Raw genomic sequence first — 20,328 nt, 5'->3', positions numbered from 1 at the left:
TTTAAAGTATCATTTTTTCAATCGGGATAACCAAAATACCTTCAGCACCCAGCGATTTCAGTTTGCCTATGATTTCCCAAAAATGTTTCTCGTCGATAACAGACTGAACAGAAACCCAGTCGCCGTTAGCCAACGGTGTTACTGTCGGGCTTTTCATTCCGGGTAAAACCTCGATAATGTCATCCAATTTATCTTTGGGGGCATTCAGTAAGACATATTTTTTACCTTCGGCGACCTGTATGGCTTCGAAACGGAACAATAATTCGTCGAGGATTGCCAGCTTTTCTTCAGAAAGTTCATTGTTTGCAATCAAAAGAGCTTCACTCTGCATAACGGCTTCTACTTCCTTCAGACGATTGCTAACCAGCGTACTACCGGAACTTACAATATCAAAGATAGCATCTGCCAGACCGATACCCGGAGCTATTTCTACCGAACCGCTGATTACATGCAGGTCGGCCTTTACTCCTTTTTCTTTCAGGTAAGTTTTCAATATTTCAGGATATGAAGTAGCAATCGTTTTTCCTTCAAACCATTCCACACCCTGATAATCTTCATCTTTCGGAATAGCCAGAGACACACGGCATCTACTGAATCCTAACCGTTTAACCAAACGGGCTTCTCCCCCTTTTTCTACATATTCATTTTCACCGACAATACCTACATCTGCCACACCGTTAGCCACAGACTGAGGAATATCATCATCGCGGAGAAATAAAACTTCTACAGGAAACCCTTTTGCCGATAAAAGCAAAATGCGTTTGCCTCTGTTCAGTTTGATACCCGCTTCTTCCAATAATAGCATTGTTTCGTCGTATAAACGACCTTTCGATTGTACTGCAATTCGTAACATGTTTATCTTTATTTTAAAATTATATTCTCCAAAAACAAATAAGGCTTACCGAATGACGGCAAGCCTTATTTTATTCTTATGCGTATCTACACACCTCACAGCCCACCGAACTATTGCCCGTTGTAATGATGGTGATGATGAGATACTCTTGTTTTCATTTTTTATTTTATTGATGCCGCAAAGTTACAATAATAATTGAAATTGCAAATAAATCTATCAAAAGATTAGCAAATAAGCCTACTTTTTTTCTAAGAAGCCAGTTTTATACCGATAATCCCTGCCACAACCAACATAGCTGAAAGAATGCGCCATAAACCTGCCGAGTCACCAAAAATAAAGATCCCGATCAATAACGTTCCCACTGCTCCTATTCCTGTCCACACGACATAAGCAGTACCGATCGGTATCGTTCGTTGTGCCATATATAAAAAATACCCGCTCAGCGCCATCGAAACGACAGCGACAGTTAGATAAAGAAAACGTGATCCCGTTGTTTGTGCCAGTTTCATACCTACAGGCCAGCCCATTTCAAAAAGGCCTCCCAGCAACAAATAAATCCATCCCATAATTTATTCTTATTTAATTCTATATAAATGATCGGCTTGTTGCCGTATTTTATTTGCCAGCATCGGCGGATAATCCGGATGAGTAGCGAAGAATGCATCGACTTCCGCTCTAGCTTCAGGCGATATATGCCCGGACAGCAGAGCACGCACCCAGGCTGTCGGGAAAAATATATCGCCGGTACGTTGTATCTCCTGCATTTCTTCCAAAGCCGGACGAATATATGCAATAGCCTCTTTCTGACGTGAATGATGATTCAAGTTTGCCAATGCAGCAGAAGCCCAGGGTTCGACACGGCGATTCTCCGCTATCAGCAAAGAGGCAAAGACACTGTCGCGCACCTCCTTATGAGGAGAAACAGAAGGTGAAATAAAAGCATATTCCCGTTCCCGGTCTGGATTTGTTATGCGCGATTGCTGCATATTGACAACCTCGTCCGCCTGCTCCGGCAAACAAAGTGCCAGGACATAAGACAAACCGATATAATCGCTCTCACTCAACGAACAACCGGCCGGTGCCTGTTGCTTTTTCCATATATTATATAATGTAGCGATTGCCTCCGGAGATTTTGCCAAAGAGTGGTATGAGCGGAAAGCCTGCAAACGGTGTTGCTGGACAGAAGAGGTTGTTATAATCTGCCACAAGGTACTTTCCAATAATCCCGTATCTACCGGATACACACGCTGGCAATGTCCGATATAACGCAATGCAGCAGAGAATAGTAAAGAATTGTTTTCTTGCGGCAGATAGTTCAGCATCGTTTCCATAAAGGAAGCCGGAGTTATTGTCTGGTTCAGCAGGTTTTCGTACAAAGTGATCAATATCGAACCTCTCAACAGCTCATTATCACAGCCGGGAAGATAAGCTGCACACGCGCGGGCATCCGCCTCGTTCAAACGGAAAAATCCATATCCTTTTCCATCGATATTCGGAATAATGAAACTGCCCTCTTCCGGATGCATTTTTAGCTTCTCCCGGATGGAATCGGAATTTCTTTCGAATGAAACGGAAATTACTTCCGGATCTCCCGTTTTCGGAACGATCAGATAAGACAGATCCTGCGGCCAGAGAAGGCCACGATTGAAAGGATCGGTTTGAGTCACGACCAGACTGTCCCCAACGATAGAAGAAGCGATCTCCGGCATACCTTTTTCATTGACCCAGATATGACTCCAGGCTGCCAGATCATCATCCGTCTGTTTATCCAGAATATCGATCAAGCCGTTCCAGGTGGCATTCCCGTAAGCATAAGTTTTCAAATATTCCTGAATGCCTTTACGAAATGCCTCTTTTCCCATTTTCTTAATCAGCATCTCAAGGACAACCGGCGATTTATCATAAATGATATTGCCGTAGACTAAACCTGCATTACGAAGATTATCCAGTTCCTGCTTGATTGGATTCGCTCCGGCAGTACGGTCTTCGGCATATGCCGAAGGAATATAATCCTGCATAAAGTTCAACGCATGATTCACGGCTGGATAAAGGGGAGCAACGATCTGTGAAGCAAAATAGTTGGCAAAAACCTCTTTCGTCCACACATCGTCGAACCATTGCATGGTGACATAATCGCCAAACCACATGTGAGCCGTCTCATGAGCAATCAGGGAACTGCGGATCAGCTGCTCGTTCAACGTCGGATTTTCGTTAAGAAACATTCTCCGATCCGTATAAAAGGTAGCTCCTGTATGCTCCATGCCGCCAAACTGAAATCCGGGAAGGATAATCAGATCATATTTGGCAAAAGGATACGGGACATCCGTATATTCTTCCATCCAAGCTAATGCATCGAATACTTCTGATGCAATTGCCGGACACTGGGCTATCTTTCTCGGATCAGTTTCCCGGTGATATATAGAGATATCTCTTCCGTCCCGCGTATATGTTTCGCGAACAAACTTTCCGGCAGTGAAAGCAAACAAATAAGTGCTTAACGGCTCTGTTTCCTTAAAAGAAATGATCTTACGACCAGGAACAGATACTGTATCCGTACTCTCAATTGCCCCGTTTGCCACCGCCTGCCATTCTTCCGGCATTTCCAGTGTCAGGGTAAACAGAGACTTCATATCCGGCTGATCGAAACAGGGGAAAGCTGTCCGTGCCCGATCGGGAACCAATAATGTATAAAGGAACTCGTCCCTCCTGTTCAAAGACTGGTCGGCGGGAATAAAATCAACAGTCACTTTGTTCATTCCGACAACACTTCTTTCTGCCGGTATAAGAATATGCTCATTCTTGACTTCATAGGGAACAGGTTGTCCATTCAACAACACCAATGCTACTTGCGAAGATTCTCCACGAAAGTCTATGATAATCGGCTGTTTTTTCTGTAAGGACAATTGAATTTCAGCATTCCCTTTGACAGGTTCCTGTTTCGTCTCCGGAATGGAGAAAAACAGATTATACTTGACCTGCCCGAAATGCTCTTTTCTGAACTGTGCCAGTTCACGACTTACTCCGACTTCCTGCAACGCAGCGTCTCTTTGTTGTGTTCCACAGGCCGTTAACAATCCAATGGCTGCTATCCCGGCAATACGGCATATCGTGTGAATGTGTTCCATATATTTTTACTCTCTCAAATATTCAGCGATCGACATAAAATTACGTTCCAGAATGTACATCTGCGACGCCATAAAAGTAAAGAATTCTCCCCAATCTTGTTTACGATGGAAATCGATTCCTTCTTTAGCTATATAAATACGGGCAACTTCTTTGCCTGTTTCCCTTACAAAACAAATATCCCAGATCAAACCTTCCGGAAAATCCTGCTCAAGTGTATCCTTATACCATGTAAGGCGCTCGAACATTTCCAACCGGAGATCTTCCCTTTTATGATTCACTTCAAGGATTACATAAGCGCCTGTACGGTTTGCGTCAAACTTCAGTTCTACTCCTTTCACCTTGGTATCATATAGCGTCCATATCTTCTTACGCCCTCTCAGGTTTGGCTGAACTTCGCAAAATGCGGCAAAACTTTCCCAGAATTCCAGTTTCAGGTTCTTTAATTCGTCTTTACTATACATTAAATAATATGCTAATGTGAATAATTTGCCAATATGCCAATGAGAAAATCCTTCAATATTATCGGTATTTTCATTGGCATATTTTCCTATTGGCCTATTGGCACATTATTCCCTATTTATAAATATCTTTCTTTCTCAATCGGATAATCTCTCCATACTCAGCCAGCTTCTTCATATCTATACGTCTGGAATTGCCTACAATAATATAAACAATGGGCTTCAGCCGGATATTATGACGGTAGAAGCGGACAATATCTTTCATATCCATATCCGAGATGCCGGACAATAGTGCTTCATTCGGATCACTTTCAAAGCCATTCCTTTTATATCCTGCCACCTTCTCCGACAACTCCCTGAAAGATGGGTAATCGTTGTTCACCTGATTGGTGATCAACTGCTTGACCGTCGATATTCTATCCGGCTTTTCCGGCATGTCACTGATCAGAGAGCTCATCACTTCCATTGCATCCAATGTCTTATCGCTTTGGGTAGACAACATAGTAACAAACTCACCGGCTTTTCCTTCCAGCTTATGAGGCGGCAATAAATAACGCCCGCTAACACGGTAAGCTAACGAACGGAATTCCCTTATCTCCTGAAACATCAACGACGACATATCTCCACCGAAATAAACAGAGAACAAACGGGAGGCATGACGCGACCATAAATCGTCCGTCACCTCTCCTTTCGCAAAACCGTACACAATACTTTGTGACGCTGTCGGCATATCCATAAAATAAACGACGGGCTTGTCATACACTTCCGGATCGCGGTAATAATCAGAATCGGCTGCAATCGTTATCTCTTTTAATGGTATAGAGGCTTTTAACTGCTCTTCCACCTGATCGGAAGATAACGTTCCGCAATAATGCAGGTCGCACTCCGTCTGGCGGACGTTTGCAAAAATAGCCAATAGGTCTTTTCCTTTCAGCTTCTTTATCTCAGAAAGAGATAGTTTACGGAGATAACGTGACCGTTCACCATACTTCACTTTCTCGAGTAAAGCATTTGCTATATTATCACTGGATTCGAAAAAAGCTTTTTCGGTTACTTTCGCATCATTAACAACCTGGCGGATCTGCTTATCGTCGGCTTTGACATGTGTAATGAAATCGCCGGCCAAAAGGACGGTTTCTTTGAATTGATTATCAAAGCCTGTAATACGAATAACAAACTGCTTGTCGTTTGCCTCGAAAGACATGGTACTGCCTAACACCTGCAACCGGGTTCTGAAATCCTGGAACGACAAAGAGTCTGTCCCAAGAAACTGAAGATAATTAGCCAGATAGCTTAACTGCGGCTGCTCCAATGTCCCGACCTGATAGATCAGGTTAAGCGAAAATATATCGGTGACCGGATTAGTAGTCGTATATAAAGTTGCCAGTAGACTAAGCTTTGTTATTTGTACGTCTTTCTCAAAGTCGATAAAACGAGGTTTCACTGTCTGGGTCGGCATTTGTTCCAATTGTCTGGCATATTCGGAACTGGCCTCCGAGTTCTTCGGGACAACAGGAGTGAAATCCGGTTTCTTCAAATTATCTTTCGGATATTTACCGGTCTTTTTCGTCACACAAAGATAATTTTCGCTGAAATACTTGCGAGCAACCTGCATGATATCCTCCTTCGTCAGAGCATCGATCTTTGTCACTTCCTGCAAATAATCCTCCCAACTTTTACCCTGCGAATAAAGAGACATCATGATCCGTGCACGCGAATCGATATTTTCAAGGCTGGACGCATACTGACGTCGCTGTTCCTGCTTCAGGCTATTAAATACTTCGTCGGTGAAATCGCCCTCTTTGATCCGGTTGATCTCACGCCAGACAAGCTTTTCTGCTCCACCATAAGTTTGAAGCATCAGTTTGGGCACAACGGCGACAGCCAATATTCCGGCTTCATTCATACTTTCGTTAAGAGCCATGCAGGCCGTTATTTTCCGGTCGACCATCAGTTTGTCTAGAAATCCGGTACCGTTAGCATTATTCAGCATATTAACGGCAATGGCAAGCGCCGCCTGATCTTCATGGTTAGCCGGAACACCCCGGAACCCCAATCCCATAACCTTTACCAACGGAACAGGGAAATTGACCTTCATCTTTTCTTTCCCTTTGAAGGATGGTAAAGCCACAATATCTTTTCTTGGAGCTTCTCCCGGACGGATACGCGAAAAAGTACGTTCCAGAATGGGCAACACAGCTTTTGTATCAAAATCACCGCTCAGAATCAATGCCATATTGGATGCGACATAATATTCTTCAAAGAATTTCCGCATCTCCGTCAGGCGAGGATTCTTCAGGTTCTTTGTGCTACCGATGATCGGATACGCATAAGGATGTGGAGCAAAATACCGGGCAAGTAAACGATCCATTACCGGGCCACCGATAAAATCGCCATACATATTCTTTTCTTCATAAACTGTTTCCAACTCACTTTGAAACAGGCGGAAAACAGGATTCAATAAACGTTCGCTGTTTATCTCTGCCCATTGGGTCATATATTGAGGAGAAAAGGTATTGAAATAGATCGTAGCATCGTAGGATGTAGCCGCATTCAACCCCGAACCTCCGTATTTAGAGATCAAACGGTTGAATTCGTTCGGTATTACGTAATCGGAAGATTGAATACTTAACTCGTTTATTTCCTGCTGTATGCGGGTGCGGACTTCTTCATCTTCAGTAATAGCCAGTTCGTCGTATTTCGCAGAGATAGAGTCGAGCAGAATTTTTTCAGCTTCATAGTCGATGGTTCCGATTTTATCGGTTCCCTTAAACATCATATGTTCAAAATAGTGAGCGATCCCTGTATCCGGACAATCTTTTGCTCCTGCTTTTACAACCACAGCTCCAAACACTTTTGGCTGGCTGTGATCTTCATTCAGCCAGATGGTCAGTCCGTTTTCCAGTTTATATTCTTTTACTTCAAGTGCTTTTGAATTCTGAGCAGCCAACAGATTCGTTGTATTTGCAAATAACATCATCATCAATAATGCTTTCATGGATATTTTACCACCACTAATTATATATGGTTTACAAAGATACCGGATTCCTTTCTGTTATCATGGATGATTAGGCTTTTTTATTTTAATTATCCGCTGACAAACCCTGTTCGAACGAATCTATTTACCTGATGACTCAACCAATTGCCTGGTTAAATGTTATCAATATAAAAAAACGATACAAATTATGGTGAACTTAGGTAGTTGGATGAACAAACTCCTTATCGGTTGGGGTGTAGATCCGAAGATAGCTGATACATTCGATGAAATTATTATTGCCGTGTTATTGATTGCAGTAGCAATCGGGATCGATTATTTATGTCAATATATTTTTGTAGGTAGTGTTAGAAAATTGTCGGAGAAAAGCCATTATTTCTGGGATACATTGCTGATCAAGCGTAAAGTTGTACATAACCTGGTACATGCTATTCCTGGTATTATTGTCTATGCGTTGCTTCCAATGGCCTTTATACGGGGAAAAGAATTACTACTGATTTCACAGAAAGTCTGTGCTGTCTATATCGTATTCGTATTACTATTGGCCATTAACGGTTTTCTCCTGGTTATTATGGATATCTATAATCACCGGGAAGTAAACAAGAACCGGTCGATAAAAGGCTTCATACAGGTATTCCAGGTGTTGGCCTTCTTTATAGGTGCTATTGTTATTATTGCAATCCTGATGGGGAAATCACCGGCCACCTTATTTGCCGGACTGGGTGCTTCGGCCGCTATCCTGATGCTGGTATTCAAGGATACGATATTAGGGTTCGTGGCAGGTATACAACTTTCGGCTAACGATATGCTGCGACCGGGCGACTGGATCACGGTGCCGGGATCGAATGCCAACGGTGTGGTACAGGAAATAACGTTGAACACAGTCAAAATACAGAACTTCGATAATACCATTTCCACTATTCCGCCTTATACGCTGGTCAATAACTCCTTCCAGAACTGGCGGGGAATGGTCGAATCAGGCGGACGACGGGTCATGAAATCGATCTTCCTCGATCTGAATACAATTAAATTCTGCACGCCTGAAATGCTGGATACTTTCCGTAAAGAAATCCCCTTGCTGGCAGACTATCAACCGGACGAAGGCGTTACACCGACCAATTCGCAAATGTTCCGTGTGTATGTCGAAAAGTACCTGACCAGCCTGCCGGTAGTCAATACGGATCTGGATTTAATCATCAGCCAGTTACAATCGACTGAATATGGTGTACCCATTCAAATCTACTTCTTCTCCCGCAATAAAGTATGGAAAGAGTACGAACGCATTCAATCGGATATTTTCGACCATTTCTTTGCGATGATCCCCAGGTTCGAATTGAAGGTCTATCAGTATTCGGATTAACAATAAGTACCGGGAGACTTTTGATATCACCTTTGGGAGACTCTGATTTTTTCCATATATTTGTATTCATAACTTTAAAGACATATTTATGAGTGAATTACAGCAATGGATTAACAGTTATCTGGTTAAATGGGGTTTAGTACACGATTCGGCAAATATATGGGATAACCTGATCGTGCTGTTCCTTGTTATAATAGTAACCGTCGCGATCGATTATACTTGCCGCTACATTTTCCTCGGATTATTTAAACGCTTTGCCAAAAGGACCCGGAACCAATGGGACGATCTGATCGTGGAACGTAAGATTATCAATAAGCTGATGCATCTGATACCGGCCGTTTTGGTGTATATCATGCTACCGCTTGCGCTTCCGAAAGAAGAAATGCCGACATTACTGGGAATTCTTCAAATGATCTGCAGTATCTATATTGTAGCCGTCATATTGCGTTTTATCAATGCAGCATTAAATCTGCTCCTCGAAATATACAATCGGAAAGAAACCTTTAAGAATAAGCCGCTAAAAGGGTTTGTGCAGATCATTCAGGTGCTTGTATTCTTTGTCGGATTTATCATTATCATCAGTATACTGATAGGGAAATCACCGGCTACCTTGTTTGCCGGATTGGGTGCATCCGCCGCTATTCTTATGTTGGTATTCAAAGATACGATACTCGGATTTGTTGCCGGTATCCAGCTATCGGCCAATGATATGCTCCGTCCGGGCGATTGGATCACGATGACTAAATACGGCGCAGACGGAACTGTGATCGAAGTGACACTAAACTCGATCAAAGTGCGGAATTTCGATAATACAATCACCATGATACCGCCCTACGCTCTTGTCAGCGACTCTTTCCAAAACTGGCGAGGCATGCAGGAATCAGGCGGTCGACGCGTTAAACGATCGATCAATATAGACATGAACAGTGTACGTTTTTGTACCCCGGAAATGCTTGCCAAATTCCGCAAGATATCCTTACTAACCGAATATATCGACACAAAGCAAAAGGAGCTGGAAAGATATAATGAAGAGCATAATATAGATGACTCTATCAAAGTGAACGGACGCCGCCAAACCAACCTCGGTGTTTTTCGTGCTTACCTGGTGAATTACCTGAAAAGTAATCCTGACGTGAACAAAGATCAGACGTGCATGGTACGCCAACTGCAACCGACAGAAAAAGGGATACCGATGGAGTTATATTTCTTTGCCGCAACAACCGTTTGGATACCTTACGAAGACATTCAATCCGACGTATTCGATCATATCCTGGCTGTGTTACCGGAATTCGGGTTGCAGGTTTTCCAGGAAGTGTCAGGCTCCGATCTGCATCATTTAAGAATCCAAACTTCAAACTAATAACAAATAAATAGACTGTCTTAAAAGTCACTCATAACAAAGATGCTTTTGAGACAGTCTATTATATTAGTCTATTTCTATAAAACTTTTCTGTACAATCTCGTAATAGGTAAACGGAGACTTGACATATTCTTCACCCCCTTCTGCCTCTTTCAACGTTTCGGTTTCGTAGTCAACCTTCCAGTTTGTATTGTTTTGAGTAGTGACGTAAAGAGGTTCAAAATCATCATCATTTTCTTTAAAGAATAACATAGCGTGTTCACCGGCAACCGGTTCACATTCTTTCGGTAAAGTCAACCACGCTCTCACCTGTGCTTTATATTCACTCCCGTCAAAATAAAGCAGGTGGTCCATCAACTCTGTGAAAACTTCCCAACTGATATCATACGGGAAAGTCAATGCAAATACCTGTTTTCCCATCGGATGAATACGAATAATCGCATCATATTGCCGACTATTATATATATCGGTAAATGAACGCAACATCTGTTCCACATCTGCCTCCTCTACTCCGGCAACAATCACTATCTTGTCATTGCTGACAGAGATATTGGGACGTAGAGCCGGGTCTAGCTTTCTGTCTTTTTTCCGGAACTTACTCCTCAAATAGAGAATAATAACAACAGATATTGCTCCCCAAAACAGATAGGTTTTGATTGGCAACTTCTTATTGGGCTTTTTAGTATTTTCCACTATTTTTATCCCATCGTCATTCAGATTGAAAGTAACAGGAATAACTTTCTCATCAGCAATATTCTCTCCGTTACGGGTTGCCGGAACCCATTTCCCACTTGTCAAACCGACCAGACGGATCGCTTCTTCATTCAATAGCGGTTCCGAACCGAGAAAGACATGCGGGTCAGTAACCGAACCGTCCGGTTCTACCGTACAAGCAATAAGAACGGTTCCACTCACCTCTTCCTCAATGGCTTTCTCCGGATATTCCATGTTTTGCCGGATAAACCAGAATTGAGCCGACGATCCGCCCATATATTCAGGGAAAGTACGGTCTGAACCCTCCGCACGGTCGATCGGGCTATATACACCTTCATTCGTCTTTAACAAATAAGTAAGCATATACTGATCGCCATTCGTGCGGCTGAAACTCATAGAACGGTATCCCAGCTTAGGTACATTATTTATCTGTTTCCCGTCATTATCCGGAGGCAAAAGCACAACATCCATCAATCCTACTTTAATTCTGGAAAAACGCAAGTTATTCAATACATGTAGATAAAGCGACTGGCAAGCCTTTTCCTCTCCGGACACTCCTTTCTGACGGACACTCTCGAACCGGTATTTCCAGGCAATAGGAATTGCATTATTATAATCATCTGCAAAAGAATAGATCAGAGCGATCCTGGCATTGCCCAACAATGGAACAGGCTCTGTTACAAGCCCTTTCATTTTGGGATTATCAGGTGTAAAAGCAGTAAATTCACCTTCGTTCGTTCCGAAACGAGTCAATTTATTTACCGGAAAGATCGCTTCCAAACGAAACAGAGAAATGTCCGTATCTTCCGGTTTGGGTTCTTCAATGATTAGACTATCCAGATAAGGTCTGACCTCCTGCCGCAAGCAAAGTTGCTCTTCCGGCAAATTGTTTCGTTGCACCTTTACTCCTGATATTCCGCTGGTAAAAACAATCAGGAGTAGAAACAGTATCGGGGTCACTTTCATAATTATAGAAATATTTAGTTTACATCAGAACTGGAAATAGATAAACGGCTGCACACCGGCACTCTTGAATTGCACCACGACAAAAACCATGACAGCCAGGATAACCGCCTGCACCAACAACGGAGACCGGGTTACCACACCCTGCAGAGCATTCTCTGCCGACTTAGGCATAAAGTGCAACACATAACCTATTATCATCAATATAAAAACGCCCTTATAACCGGTAACAAACTGAGTAAACACTTCCGGATGGAAGTTCGTACAGATTTGCGTAAGCATCTCTTTTACCGTTTGCAGGGAATCGGCACGGAAAAATATCCAGCCGAAACAAACCAGGTGGAAAGTGATAAATATCCCCAACATCCTGCGCCAGGGCTTCATCTCCGAACCTAATTGCTTGAAACTGCTGAAACGTCCCATGATGAACTTATGAATAGCCAGCGCCACACCATGTATAGCGCCCCAAATGATAAAACTCATGGAAGCTCCATGCCATAAACCACCCAGCAACATTGTTATCATCAGGTTTATATATGTACGTATCTTACCTTTCCGGTTTCCTCCCAGTGAAATATATAAATAGTCTTTCAACCAGGAAGACAATGAAATATGCCAGCGGCGCCAAAATTCTGTAATCGTGGCCGATTGATAGGGAGAATCGAAGTTTATATTGAAACGGAATCCCAGCAATAAGGCGATACCTATCGCCATATCCGAATACCCGGAGAAATCGCAATAAATCTGCAATGCATAGCCATAAACACCCAGGAGATTCTCTACTCCGGTATAGAGCAACGGGGCATCGAATACACGGTCGACAAAGTTCATACTGATATAGTCGGAGATCACCGTCTTTTTAAATAATCCGCACAATACCAAAAACAGACCTTCTCCAAACTCTGAGCGTGTAACGGTCGGATTCTTATAAATCTGTGGGATAAAATCGCGGGCACGAACGATCGGACCGGCCACTAACTGCGGAAAGAACGATACATAGAACACATAATCGACCCAACGGGTTAACGGTGTTATCTTTCCCCGGTATACATCAATGACATAACTGATCGTTTGGAACGTAAAAAAAGAAATACCGACGGGCAGGAAAATATCCATCGGCTGATAAGTGACGCTTTGCATGGAAGTATTTCCAAACTGATAACCGAACTCCCGTGTAACAGTCGCAATAATCTCCAACAGGAAGTTGAAGTATTTAAAATATCCCAACAAACCGAGGTTTATACATAAACTAACTACTACCAACAACTTACGTTTCCATTTGGCTGAAGTATGGAATATCCCCTGTGCAATACAAAAGTCGGACGTGGCAGTAAACAACAACAGGAAAAACCAAAGTCCGCTACTCTTATAATAGAAATAAAGGGAGAACAGCGTTACATATATAATACGGGCCAATAAATGCTTCCTGAGTGACATGTAAATGATCAGGAAGCCTATAAATAAAAAGAAGAACAGCCCGCTGCTGAACAGTATCGGTGAAAGACGGTGATAGGTAAATATCTCGCCCAGTTTTGAGAAATCCAGATTATCGAACATCGTTGCCTGTTATATATCGATTATATGTTTGCATCAGGGCGCGATACAATAAAAGTCCCTGCTCCTGATAGCCTTCTTTAGTAAAATGAACACGGTCGCGCCCCATCAGTCCGGCCTTATGCCATTTGGAACTCGAAGTTTTTCCGCCTGTGGCAGCAAATAAGTCCCAACAGGCAAGACCTTCACGACGGGCTACTTCTATAATAGCTTTTGCCGCGCGTTCTGTATTTTCATTGCGCACATACGTTCGTTTCTTGTTTACAGTTACCCGTTTATAGCATTCGGGCGGCGTAGTAAGCAGGATAGCTGTATGTGGCATCTGTTTTTTTACCAAAGAGATAAAGTCTTCGATCTGTCCGGCGAACTCATTACGGGTAAAGCGCCTGCCGAACGTCTCGTTCGTTCCCAGCGATATGATCAATAACGATGGGTTCAATAAAGCCAGTTGACGGACATAATTTTCGTCTGTATAATTAACAAACATGGCTCCGTTCACTCCTACTGAATGATATAATATACCCGGTTGACCATTGGTCAGATTGAAACCGTAATACACATTCTTAAAAGAAGAGGCAGGCAACAGATTATCCGTCCCTTGTTTCCGGCGGGTACTGTGTAACTGCAATGTATCCGCCAGGCAAGAGATACGGAAAGTGTCGGCCACAACACCCGGTGCGCAGGAAGTTGTGCTTAATGTCGTCCTGACCGAATCTTTCAATTTACCGGCAGGAAGCATCGGCATAGACTTCTCTCCCCGGTAAATGACCGCCTGGTTAAAAGAGTATCCGGCCCCATTGTTCGGAGCCATACTGATATCGAAGTTGATAGAAGGCGATACGGACTGGATACCGATTCCACCGGGCCCGATCGGAGCCTTCCTGTTATTCTGTATACAACGTCCGGCAACCCATTCTTTGGCAACAGACGAAATAAAATAATCGTCCGGTTCATTGGTCTTGCTTAATTTAAAAGGAGCCACCCAACCACGTCCTGCATTTCCGAACTGTTGCTGTAAAAGACGCATCATACGTCCGCTATAATGCCCGGCCTGGATATGTGAATCGCCCAACTGAACTATTGTGACGACTGTATCTTTTCCGGCACGTAATGAATCGAGCGCGGCGAAGAAATCCATTAAAGGAGCATATTCATTTACGCTATCCGATGCAGGCAGCAGGATAGAATCGACGGCAACACCTATCTTATAAGAGGCAGAAGGCAATGCAACAGTGTCCGGTGCGGCCAGTGTATCCTGCAAAACCATTCCTGTATCCCGAACAGACGAACGGGCAGGCGAAAGGTTCGTCGTCCCTATGGTGATCGCAATCAGCACCATTAAGACCGACAAGTTAATTAACCACTTTGTCTGCTTCATCATAAAACTCCTTTTCTAACAATAATGCTTTTAATAACGCCGTAGCGATTTCGCGCCCTCCGCGGAAACTGAGGTGTGTATAATCCTTGCTCGCCCAGTTATTTTCGACGAAACGAACCATACTGTTTTCTCCGCCCATTCCCCCGAATGTATTCCAGAACGGGATACCGGTCTTACGGGCAATCTGTCTCTGTGTATGAAGTAAAGCCAATACGGCAGGCATGGTTTCAAATACGCCGTCCTCCTGATGGCTGCGGTCGGAAACGCCGAGCAGCAATATATCTGCTTCCGGGAAACAAACCTGAACACGCCGAACGGCCTCCGTCATACGGCTATTATACCATCCGTAATGCAAGACACTGTCGCTCACTACATTCAAACCATATTGAAGAATGATCAGATCATACGGCCGCACCTTACTCAGACTCCGGCAGCGGGCACTGTCCAGACGGGCAAGAATTATTCCGGAATTACCCCGTAAAGAATAATTGTCTACCACAATCCCCGAATTATCTTCCATCGCAACACCTAATGCCCGGAAACCATCCGTCTCTGTAAACGAGAACGAGGCTTCGGTAAATGTTCCTTTCTTTTCGTACTGGGTTATTTCAGTCGTTGCCGGCAACAGTTCGCTGATTGTATCGGGTTCACCGTTACAAAGCAGTTTCATGCGGGTTGCCGTATTTTGTTCATACAGGAATTTCAGGGAAGAGACAGTCTGCAACTCCGGATAACGGTTCGTTGTCTTAACAGAAACCGAAGCCTTTTCTCCCTTCGGTTCGAACATCATGCCCGAAAGCGTATAGCCGTGTTCACGATCGGTCAGCATCGACCAGGTATGCCATCCCTCCGAGTGTTGTTCGACAGTCGGACGAAATTGCGAGGCTACTGATGCAATCGGAACGAAACCGACTCCACGGCCGCCAAACTCTTTCTGCAAAGCCGAACGCAGGTCTGCAACGACAATATCCCCTTCGATAAACGAGTCGCCTAGAAAGGCAACGCGAACCGGACGTTTTAGTTCCTTACCCTTTTTGAGTGCGGCAAAGAAACGCTTCAACCCGATATGCCCGACCGAATAATCTTCGATATGCGTACCGAGCGAATCGGCTCCCTGAACGGAATACATCACATTGTACAATGAATCGCGCAAAGCCAGTGCCGCCGAATCGATCCCCGTAGAACGGATAATCGAATCACGCAAAGCAACCGAGTCTATTTGCAACGTATCCGGCTGTTCAAGCTGCTTACGCAGTGAATCCATTGATAGTGATTGCGTCTTTACCCGTAAATCCGAAAGTAAGTCAACCTTTTTTATTTTCTGTCCGAACAACTGGTCCGGCAGATAATATAGCCCCAGACAGATACATAGCGTGATTAATAGCAACGCCAGCAATCTGCCGAAATTATCATCTCTATTCATTTACTCATTCTTACGAAGGTGCAAAGATAGGGATAAAGTTGCTATTTATTACTTAAAAGCTCCGGTATTTCAGATGGTTCGCTGGCAACTCGTATGCCTGCTTCTTCCATCGCCCGTATTTTTTCAACGGCTGTGCCGGTTCCTCCGGAGATAATTGCTCCGGCATGTCCCATTTGTTTACCCGGCGGGGCAGATTGTCCGGCTATGAATCCGACGACAGGCTTGGTCACATGCTTGCGGATATATTCTGCCGCCAGTTCTTCCGCATTGCCACCTATCTCGCCGATCATCACGATCGAATGCGTATCAGGGTCATTTTCAAACATTTCCAGTAATTCGCGGAAGTAAAGTCCCACGACGGGATCGCCCCCCATTCCTACGGCTGTAGATTGTCCCATTCCATTGGCAGTAAGATGATAAACTACTTCATAAGTGAGTGTTCCGCTTCTACTTAACACGCCTGTATGTCCTTTCATAAACACTTTTCCGGGAAGAATGCCGACAAGGCTCTCTCCCGGCGAGATCAGACCGGGACAATTCGGTCCGATCAATTTCGCCCCTTTCATCTGCACGAACCGATAGGCTCTGATCACATCTATCGTCGGTATTCCTTCTGTGATACAAATAATTAATTCTATACCTGCATCGGCAGCCTCCATGATCGCATCGGCAGCAAAACGGGCGGGAACAAATATAATAGATGTGTTTGCCTGCGTTTGCTGTACGGCATCATACATCGTATTGAATACCGGAATATGTTCTATCTCGGTTCCACCTTTACCCGGTGAAGTCCCTCCTACCACATTCGTTCCGTATTCTTTCATTTTCAGCGCATGGAAAAGGCCGTCGCGCCCGGTAATACCCTGCACGATCAAGCGGGTTGATTTATTAATAAGTATGCTCATGATGACTATCCTTTCTTACTGTTTTTTTGATAACTCTACGGCCAACAAGGTCGCTTCACCCATTGTCTCGGCCACTTTAAAACGCGTATTGCGCAACAAGTCGCGCCCTTCCTTTTCGTTAGTTCCGGTCAGGCGGACAATAACGGGAATATCATTCTCTATCTGTTCGAAAGCTTTCAGTAAACCGTAAGCAACATCATCGCAACGGGTTATTCCCCCGAATATATTGATCAATACCACTTTTACGTTGGGATCTTTCAACAACAACTTCATGGCTTCAATCACCTTTTCAGGATTAGAACTTCCTCCGATATCAAGGAAATTGGCCGGATCGCCACCATAAAGCTTAATCATATCCATTGTCGCCATTGCCAAACCGGCACCGTTCACCATACAGCCGATCTCACCACCCATATGCACATAACTGAAACCATTTTCTTTCGCCCTGACTTCTATCTTTTCTTCCTCCGTTGGTTCGAAAAGAGACAATACGCCAGGTTGGCGATATAACGCATTATCATCGAAAGTCATCTTGGCATCGATGGCGATCAAGACTCCTTCACGGGTCATTACCAGCGGGTTTATCTCCACCAGGGAAGCATCTTTCCCGATAAAAAGACGATACATATTTTGTATGATCCCAGCCAGTTGGTTCACCTGCGACAACTTATCGAACAAAGTAAAAGCATAACGCCGGGCCAGATAATCCGGTATTCCGATCATCGGATCGATCCGGAAATGGAATATCTTTTCAGGGGCGCGGCGAGCGACATCTTCTATATCCATACCGCCTTCGGCACTCATCATCAGAACGACTGAACGGGAATTGCGGTCGATCACAAAACTGATATAATATTCCAGATGGATATTCACGGCTTCACTGACAATCACCCGGGTGACGGGATAATCTTTGATCGTCATGCCTAGAATATTTTCTGCATATTGAAGGGCTTCTCCGGCATTACCTGCCAGTTTTACACCACCGGCTTTGCCCCTGCCTCCGGTCAGTACTTGTGCCTTGATGGCAACCTTTTCTTCTCCCAGTTGGCTAAAGGCAGCCATGACTTCATCCGGCGTACTGCATAAAATATGCCGTTCGACAGGAATTCCATAGTCAGAAAAGAGCTTTTTCGCCTGATATTCGTGTATCTTCATCGGATAATAAATTTAGTGGTACCTACTCATATAATAAACAATCCGAATAGCCGTTAGTTCAAATAATAAACAAACATAATACAAAGAACATTATGGAAGACTTTAAAGATAGAAAATGGAAAGTACTCGAAAGTACTTACCTCCATCGCAAACCCTGGTGCACCGTCCGCTGCGAATGTGTAGAACTTCCCAACGGCAACCGGATACCTGAATATTTTGTATATGAATATCCCGACTGGGTCAACACAATAGCCATCACCAAAGACAAGAAATTCGTATTCGTGCGCCAGTATCGCCACGGGTTAGGCATGACTAGCTTCGAGTTATGCGCAGGAGTATGCGAAAAAGCAGACGCTTCACCTCTCGTTTCCGCTCAACGGGAATTGTTGGAAGAAACAGGCTTCGGAGGCGGCCAATGGAGCGAATATATGGTCATATCCGTCAATCCGAGCACACATACCAATCTGACTTATTGTTATCTGGCAACAGATGTCGAACCTATTACCAACCAACACCTCGAAGAAACGGAAGATTTGACCGTACACCTTCTTTCGCAGAACGAGGTTATCGAACTGCTTCAGACAGACCAGATCAAACAAGCGCTCCACGCCGCTGCCCTCTGGAAATACGTTGCGGAAAACCGGTTAATCTAGCGATTAATCACCGTTTTGCTAGGATAATTCATCCTCTTTGCATATATTTGTTAGGGAAGAATATGAGGAGGATGAGTTATGAGTAACATTTCAGACTATATCGAACAATTTGTTCTGGATAAACTGACAGAGTTTAACGAAGGAAGAAATGCGGATAAAGGCGTATACTATATTCTTTTGCCTAATGAAAAGACCGCTTATTATACGCTTTGGTTCTACCACCCGGCTGCGGAATATCATCCGAATGTTTTCCTTTCTACATTGGATGTCAATGCAATCAACTCACTCGAGAAAGCGATGAAAGCGGTAGCCAACTCTTTTGCACGGCTAACGATCAAAATGCGTATCGACTCTATTTCCCATAACGCCGACGATATCATATCTTTCGGTAAATATCGCGGATACCACTTGTTTGAAGTAGCCGCCATCGATCCTAAATATGTAACCTGGATTGCCATCAAATACGAAGCCCGTGTTCAAAGTGAAAGACGTTTCAAGGAATTAGCCGCCACTTATTCCTGGGTATATCAGGATCTTAATACTTCCAGGATACACAAAATGCCTATCAGTCGTTTTGTTGGGACGATCGATGAAAAACTGAGTGAGATCCATCTTACCATCCAACGGATCAAGGTGGAAGACAATCCGTACAAAACCTGTATAATCCGGGGAACCACCCACTTTTATGTCGATCAGAAGATCATAGCGGCCGACGAGTCGGGCAATCTGTTCTTCTTTACTATCCGCGCAACCGACCGCAGTCTGGAAAGCGGCAAATTAAGCAACGCCGATCACGCTTACCGGATCGGAGAAAAACTACATATCCGTTCCGCCAAGGTGATCAAACATTATACATCCCGGAATATACGATATACGAAACTAGGGTATGTAAAATTACACTGACATCATAGTTTTCCGGATAATATAAATTTCCTTTTAATATAGATCACCCCTCCGATAAAGAGACAGATACCTGCAACGGCTAAGATCAGAATACGGTAGTTAGTTGTATGGCGGACTTCCTGTTTTTGTATTTGTTCCACTGTCCGACTGGTATAAGATTGTTGCGTTGCGGAGACAGAGGTCAGGCTGTCGGCAGTGTTGCTAACGCGTTGCAAGCGGGCAACAGTAAGGCTTTGCAGGGGTTGCCTGCCCGAACTGTCTGGTGGAAGAAAAATGACCTGCTTCAGTTCCCAGGATAAGGAGTCATTCAGAACAGAATGGCTTTGTAATAACAAGCTGTCATTATGGTCTATTCTGACCGATTCATTCCGGTTGGTGTTTTCCTGCCGGCGCACAGTCTTTTTCATGCCACAGCTAAAGAATAAACAGACAATACATAGCATATAAACAAGCACCTGCATCCTATTCCTGCCGGACTGCTTCAACGAAAGATGCAGGAAACGACGGCGTTTGTATAAGATCGCCTGG

At 43.9% G+C, this 20,328-nt stretch carries 15 protein-coding genes and 1 pseudogene; 4 read left to right on the top strand and 12 right to left on the bottom strand.

All coding sequences use genetic code 11. The features are described from left to right. Position 1: 1 nt before the first annotated feature. The 5 genes from hisG to QZ076_RS17660 all read right to left on the bottom strand — a co-directional run bounded on the left by hisG (position 2) and on the right by QZ076_RS17660 (position 7,417). Positions 2-853, bottom strand: a complete 852-nt coding sequence (gene hisG / locus QZ076_RS17680) for an ATP phosphoribosyltransferase (protein WP_293715470.1) — start codon at positions 851-853, stop codon at positions 2-4. Between the two features lie 248 nt (positions 854-1,101). Next, positions 1,102-1,419, bottom strand: coding sequence for a multidrug efflux SMR transporter (locus QZ076_RS17675; protein ID WP_293715467.1), 318 nt, complete (start codon positions 1,417-1,419; stop codon positions 1,102-1,104). A gap of 9 nt (positions 1,420-1,428) precedes the next feature. Next, positions 1,429-3,978 (bottom strand): M1 family aminopeptidase, encoded by a 2,550-nt coding sequence (locus tag QZ076_RS17670; protein WP_293715464.1) that lies wholly within the window; start codon positions 3,976-3,978, stop codon positions 1,429-1,431. Positions 3,979-3,984: 6 nt separating this feature from the next. Beyond that, a complete protein-coding gene (locus QZ076_RS17665) occupies positions 3,985-4,440 on the bottom strand; it encodes a DUF4268 domain-containing protein (protein WP_293715461.1) in 456 nt (151 codons plus the stop codon). 112 nt (positions 4,441-4,552) lie between these two features. Further along, positions 4,553-7,417 (bottom strand): M16 family metallopeptidase, encoded by a 2,865-nt coding sequence (locus tag QZ076_RS17660; RefSeq protein WP_293715490.1) that lies wholly within the window; start codon positions 7,415-7,417, stop codon positions 4,553-4,555. A 205-nt stretch (positions 7,418-7,622) separates the two neighbouring features. Between QZ076_RS17660 and QZ076_RS17655 the strand changes: the two genes are divergently transcribed. After that, positions 7,623-8,792 (top strand): mechanosensitive ion channel family protein, encoded by a 1,170-nt coding sequence (locus QZ076_RS17655; protein ID WP_293715459.1) that lies wholly within the window; start codon positions 7,623-7,625, stop codon positions 8,790-8,792. Positions 8,793-8,880: 88 nt separating this feature from the next. Then, the gene (locus tag QZ076_RS17650; protein ID WP_293715456.1) at positions 8,881-10,152 is read left to right on the top strand and encodes a mechanosensitive ion channel domain-containing protein; all 1,272 of its coding nucleotides are present in this window, start codon (positions 8,881-8,883) and stop codon (positions 10,150-10,152) included. A 66-nt stretch (positions 10,153-10,218) separates the two neighbouring features. Here the strand turns inward: QZ076_RS17650 and QZ076_RS17645 are convergent, their stop codons facing one another. The 6 genes from QZ076_RS17645 to sucC are packed head-to-tail and all read right to left on the bottom strand — an operon-like array spanning position 10,219 to position 18,244. Then, complete coding sequence (locus QZ076_RS17645; RefSeq protein WP_293715453.1) at positions 10,219-11,832, bottom strand: energy transducer TonB; 1,614 nt, start codon at positions 11,830-11,832, stop codon at positions 10,219-10,221. A gap of 24 nt (positions 11,833-11,856) precedes the next feature. Then, entirely contained in the window at positions 11,857-13,386 is a 1,530-nt protein-coding gene (locus QZ076_RS17640; RefSeq protein ID WP_293715450.1) for an MBOAT family O-acyltransferase, read from the bottom strand. Further along, positions 13,376-14,764: a GDSL-type esterase/lipase family protein gene (locus QZ076_RS17635; protein ID WP_293715447.1), complete on the bottom strand. Its 1,389-nt coding sequence runs from the start codon at positions 14,762-14,764 to the stop codon at positions 13,376-13,378. The genes QZ076_RS17640 and QZ076_RS17635 overlap by 11 nt, the downstream gene beginning before the upstream one ends. After that, a complete protein-coding gene (locus tag QZ076_RS17630; RefSeq protein WP_293715444.1) occupies positions 14,736-16,184 on the bottom strand; it encodes a hypothetical protein in 1,449 nt (482 codons plus the stop codon). The genes QZ076_RS17635 and QZ076_RS17630 overlap by 29 nt, the downstream gene beginning before the upstream one ends. 41 nt (positions 16,185-16,225) lie before the next feature. Beyond that, entirely contained in the window at positions 16,226-17,089 is an 864-nt protein-coding gene (sucD, locus tag QZ076_RS17625; RefSeq protein WP_293715441.1) for a succinate--CoA ligase subunit alpha, read from the bottom strand. A 15-nt stretch (positions 17,090-17,104) separates the two neighbouring features. Further along, the gene (gene sucC, locus QZ076_RS17620; protein WP_293715438.1) at positions 17,105-18,244 is read right to left on the bottom strand and encodes an ADP-forming succinate--CoA ligase subunit beta; all 1,140 of its coding nucleotides are present in this window, start codon (positions 18,242-18,244) and stop codon (positions 17,105-17,107) included. 92 nt (positions 18,245-18,336) lie between these two features. Between sucC and QZ076_RS17615 the strand changes: the two genes are divergently transcribed. Beyond that, positions 18,337-18,897, top strand: coding sequence for an NUDIX hydrolase (locus tag QZ076_RS17615; RefSeq protein WP_293715435.1), 561 nt, complete (start codon positions 18,337-18,339; stop codon positions 18,895-18,897). A gap of 78 nt (positions 18,898-18,975) precedes the next feature. Continuing rightward, entirely contained in the window at positions 18,976-19,800 is an 825-nt protein-coding gene (locus tag QZ076_RS17610; RefSeq protein ID WP_293715432.1) for a hypothetical protein, read from the top strand. 2 nt (positions 19,801-19,802) lie between these two features. On the opposite strand, the pseudogene QZ076_RS17605 reads toward QZ076_RS17610, so the two are convergent. After that, a pseudogene (locus tag QZ076_RS17605) lies at positions 19,803-20,328 on the bottom strand (hypothetical protein); the annotation flags it as partial.

Origin of the sequence: uncultured Parabacteroides sp. (genome assembly GCF_905196875.1) — a bacterium.
Taxonomy (GTDB): domain Bacteria; phylum Bacteroidota; class Bacteroidia; order Bacteroidales; family Tannerellaceae; genus Parabacteroides.
This window is presented reverse-complemented; position numbering and strand designations above follow the sequence as displayed.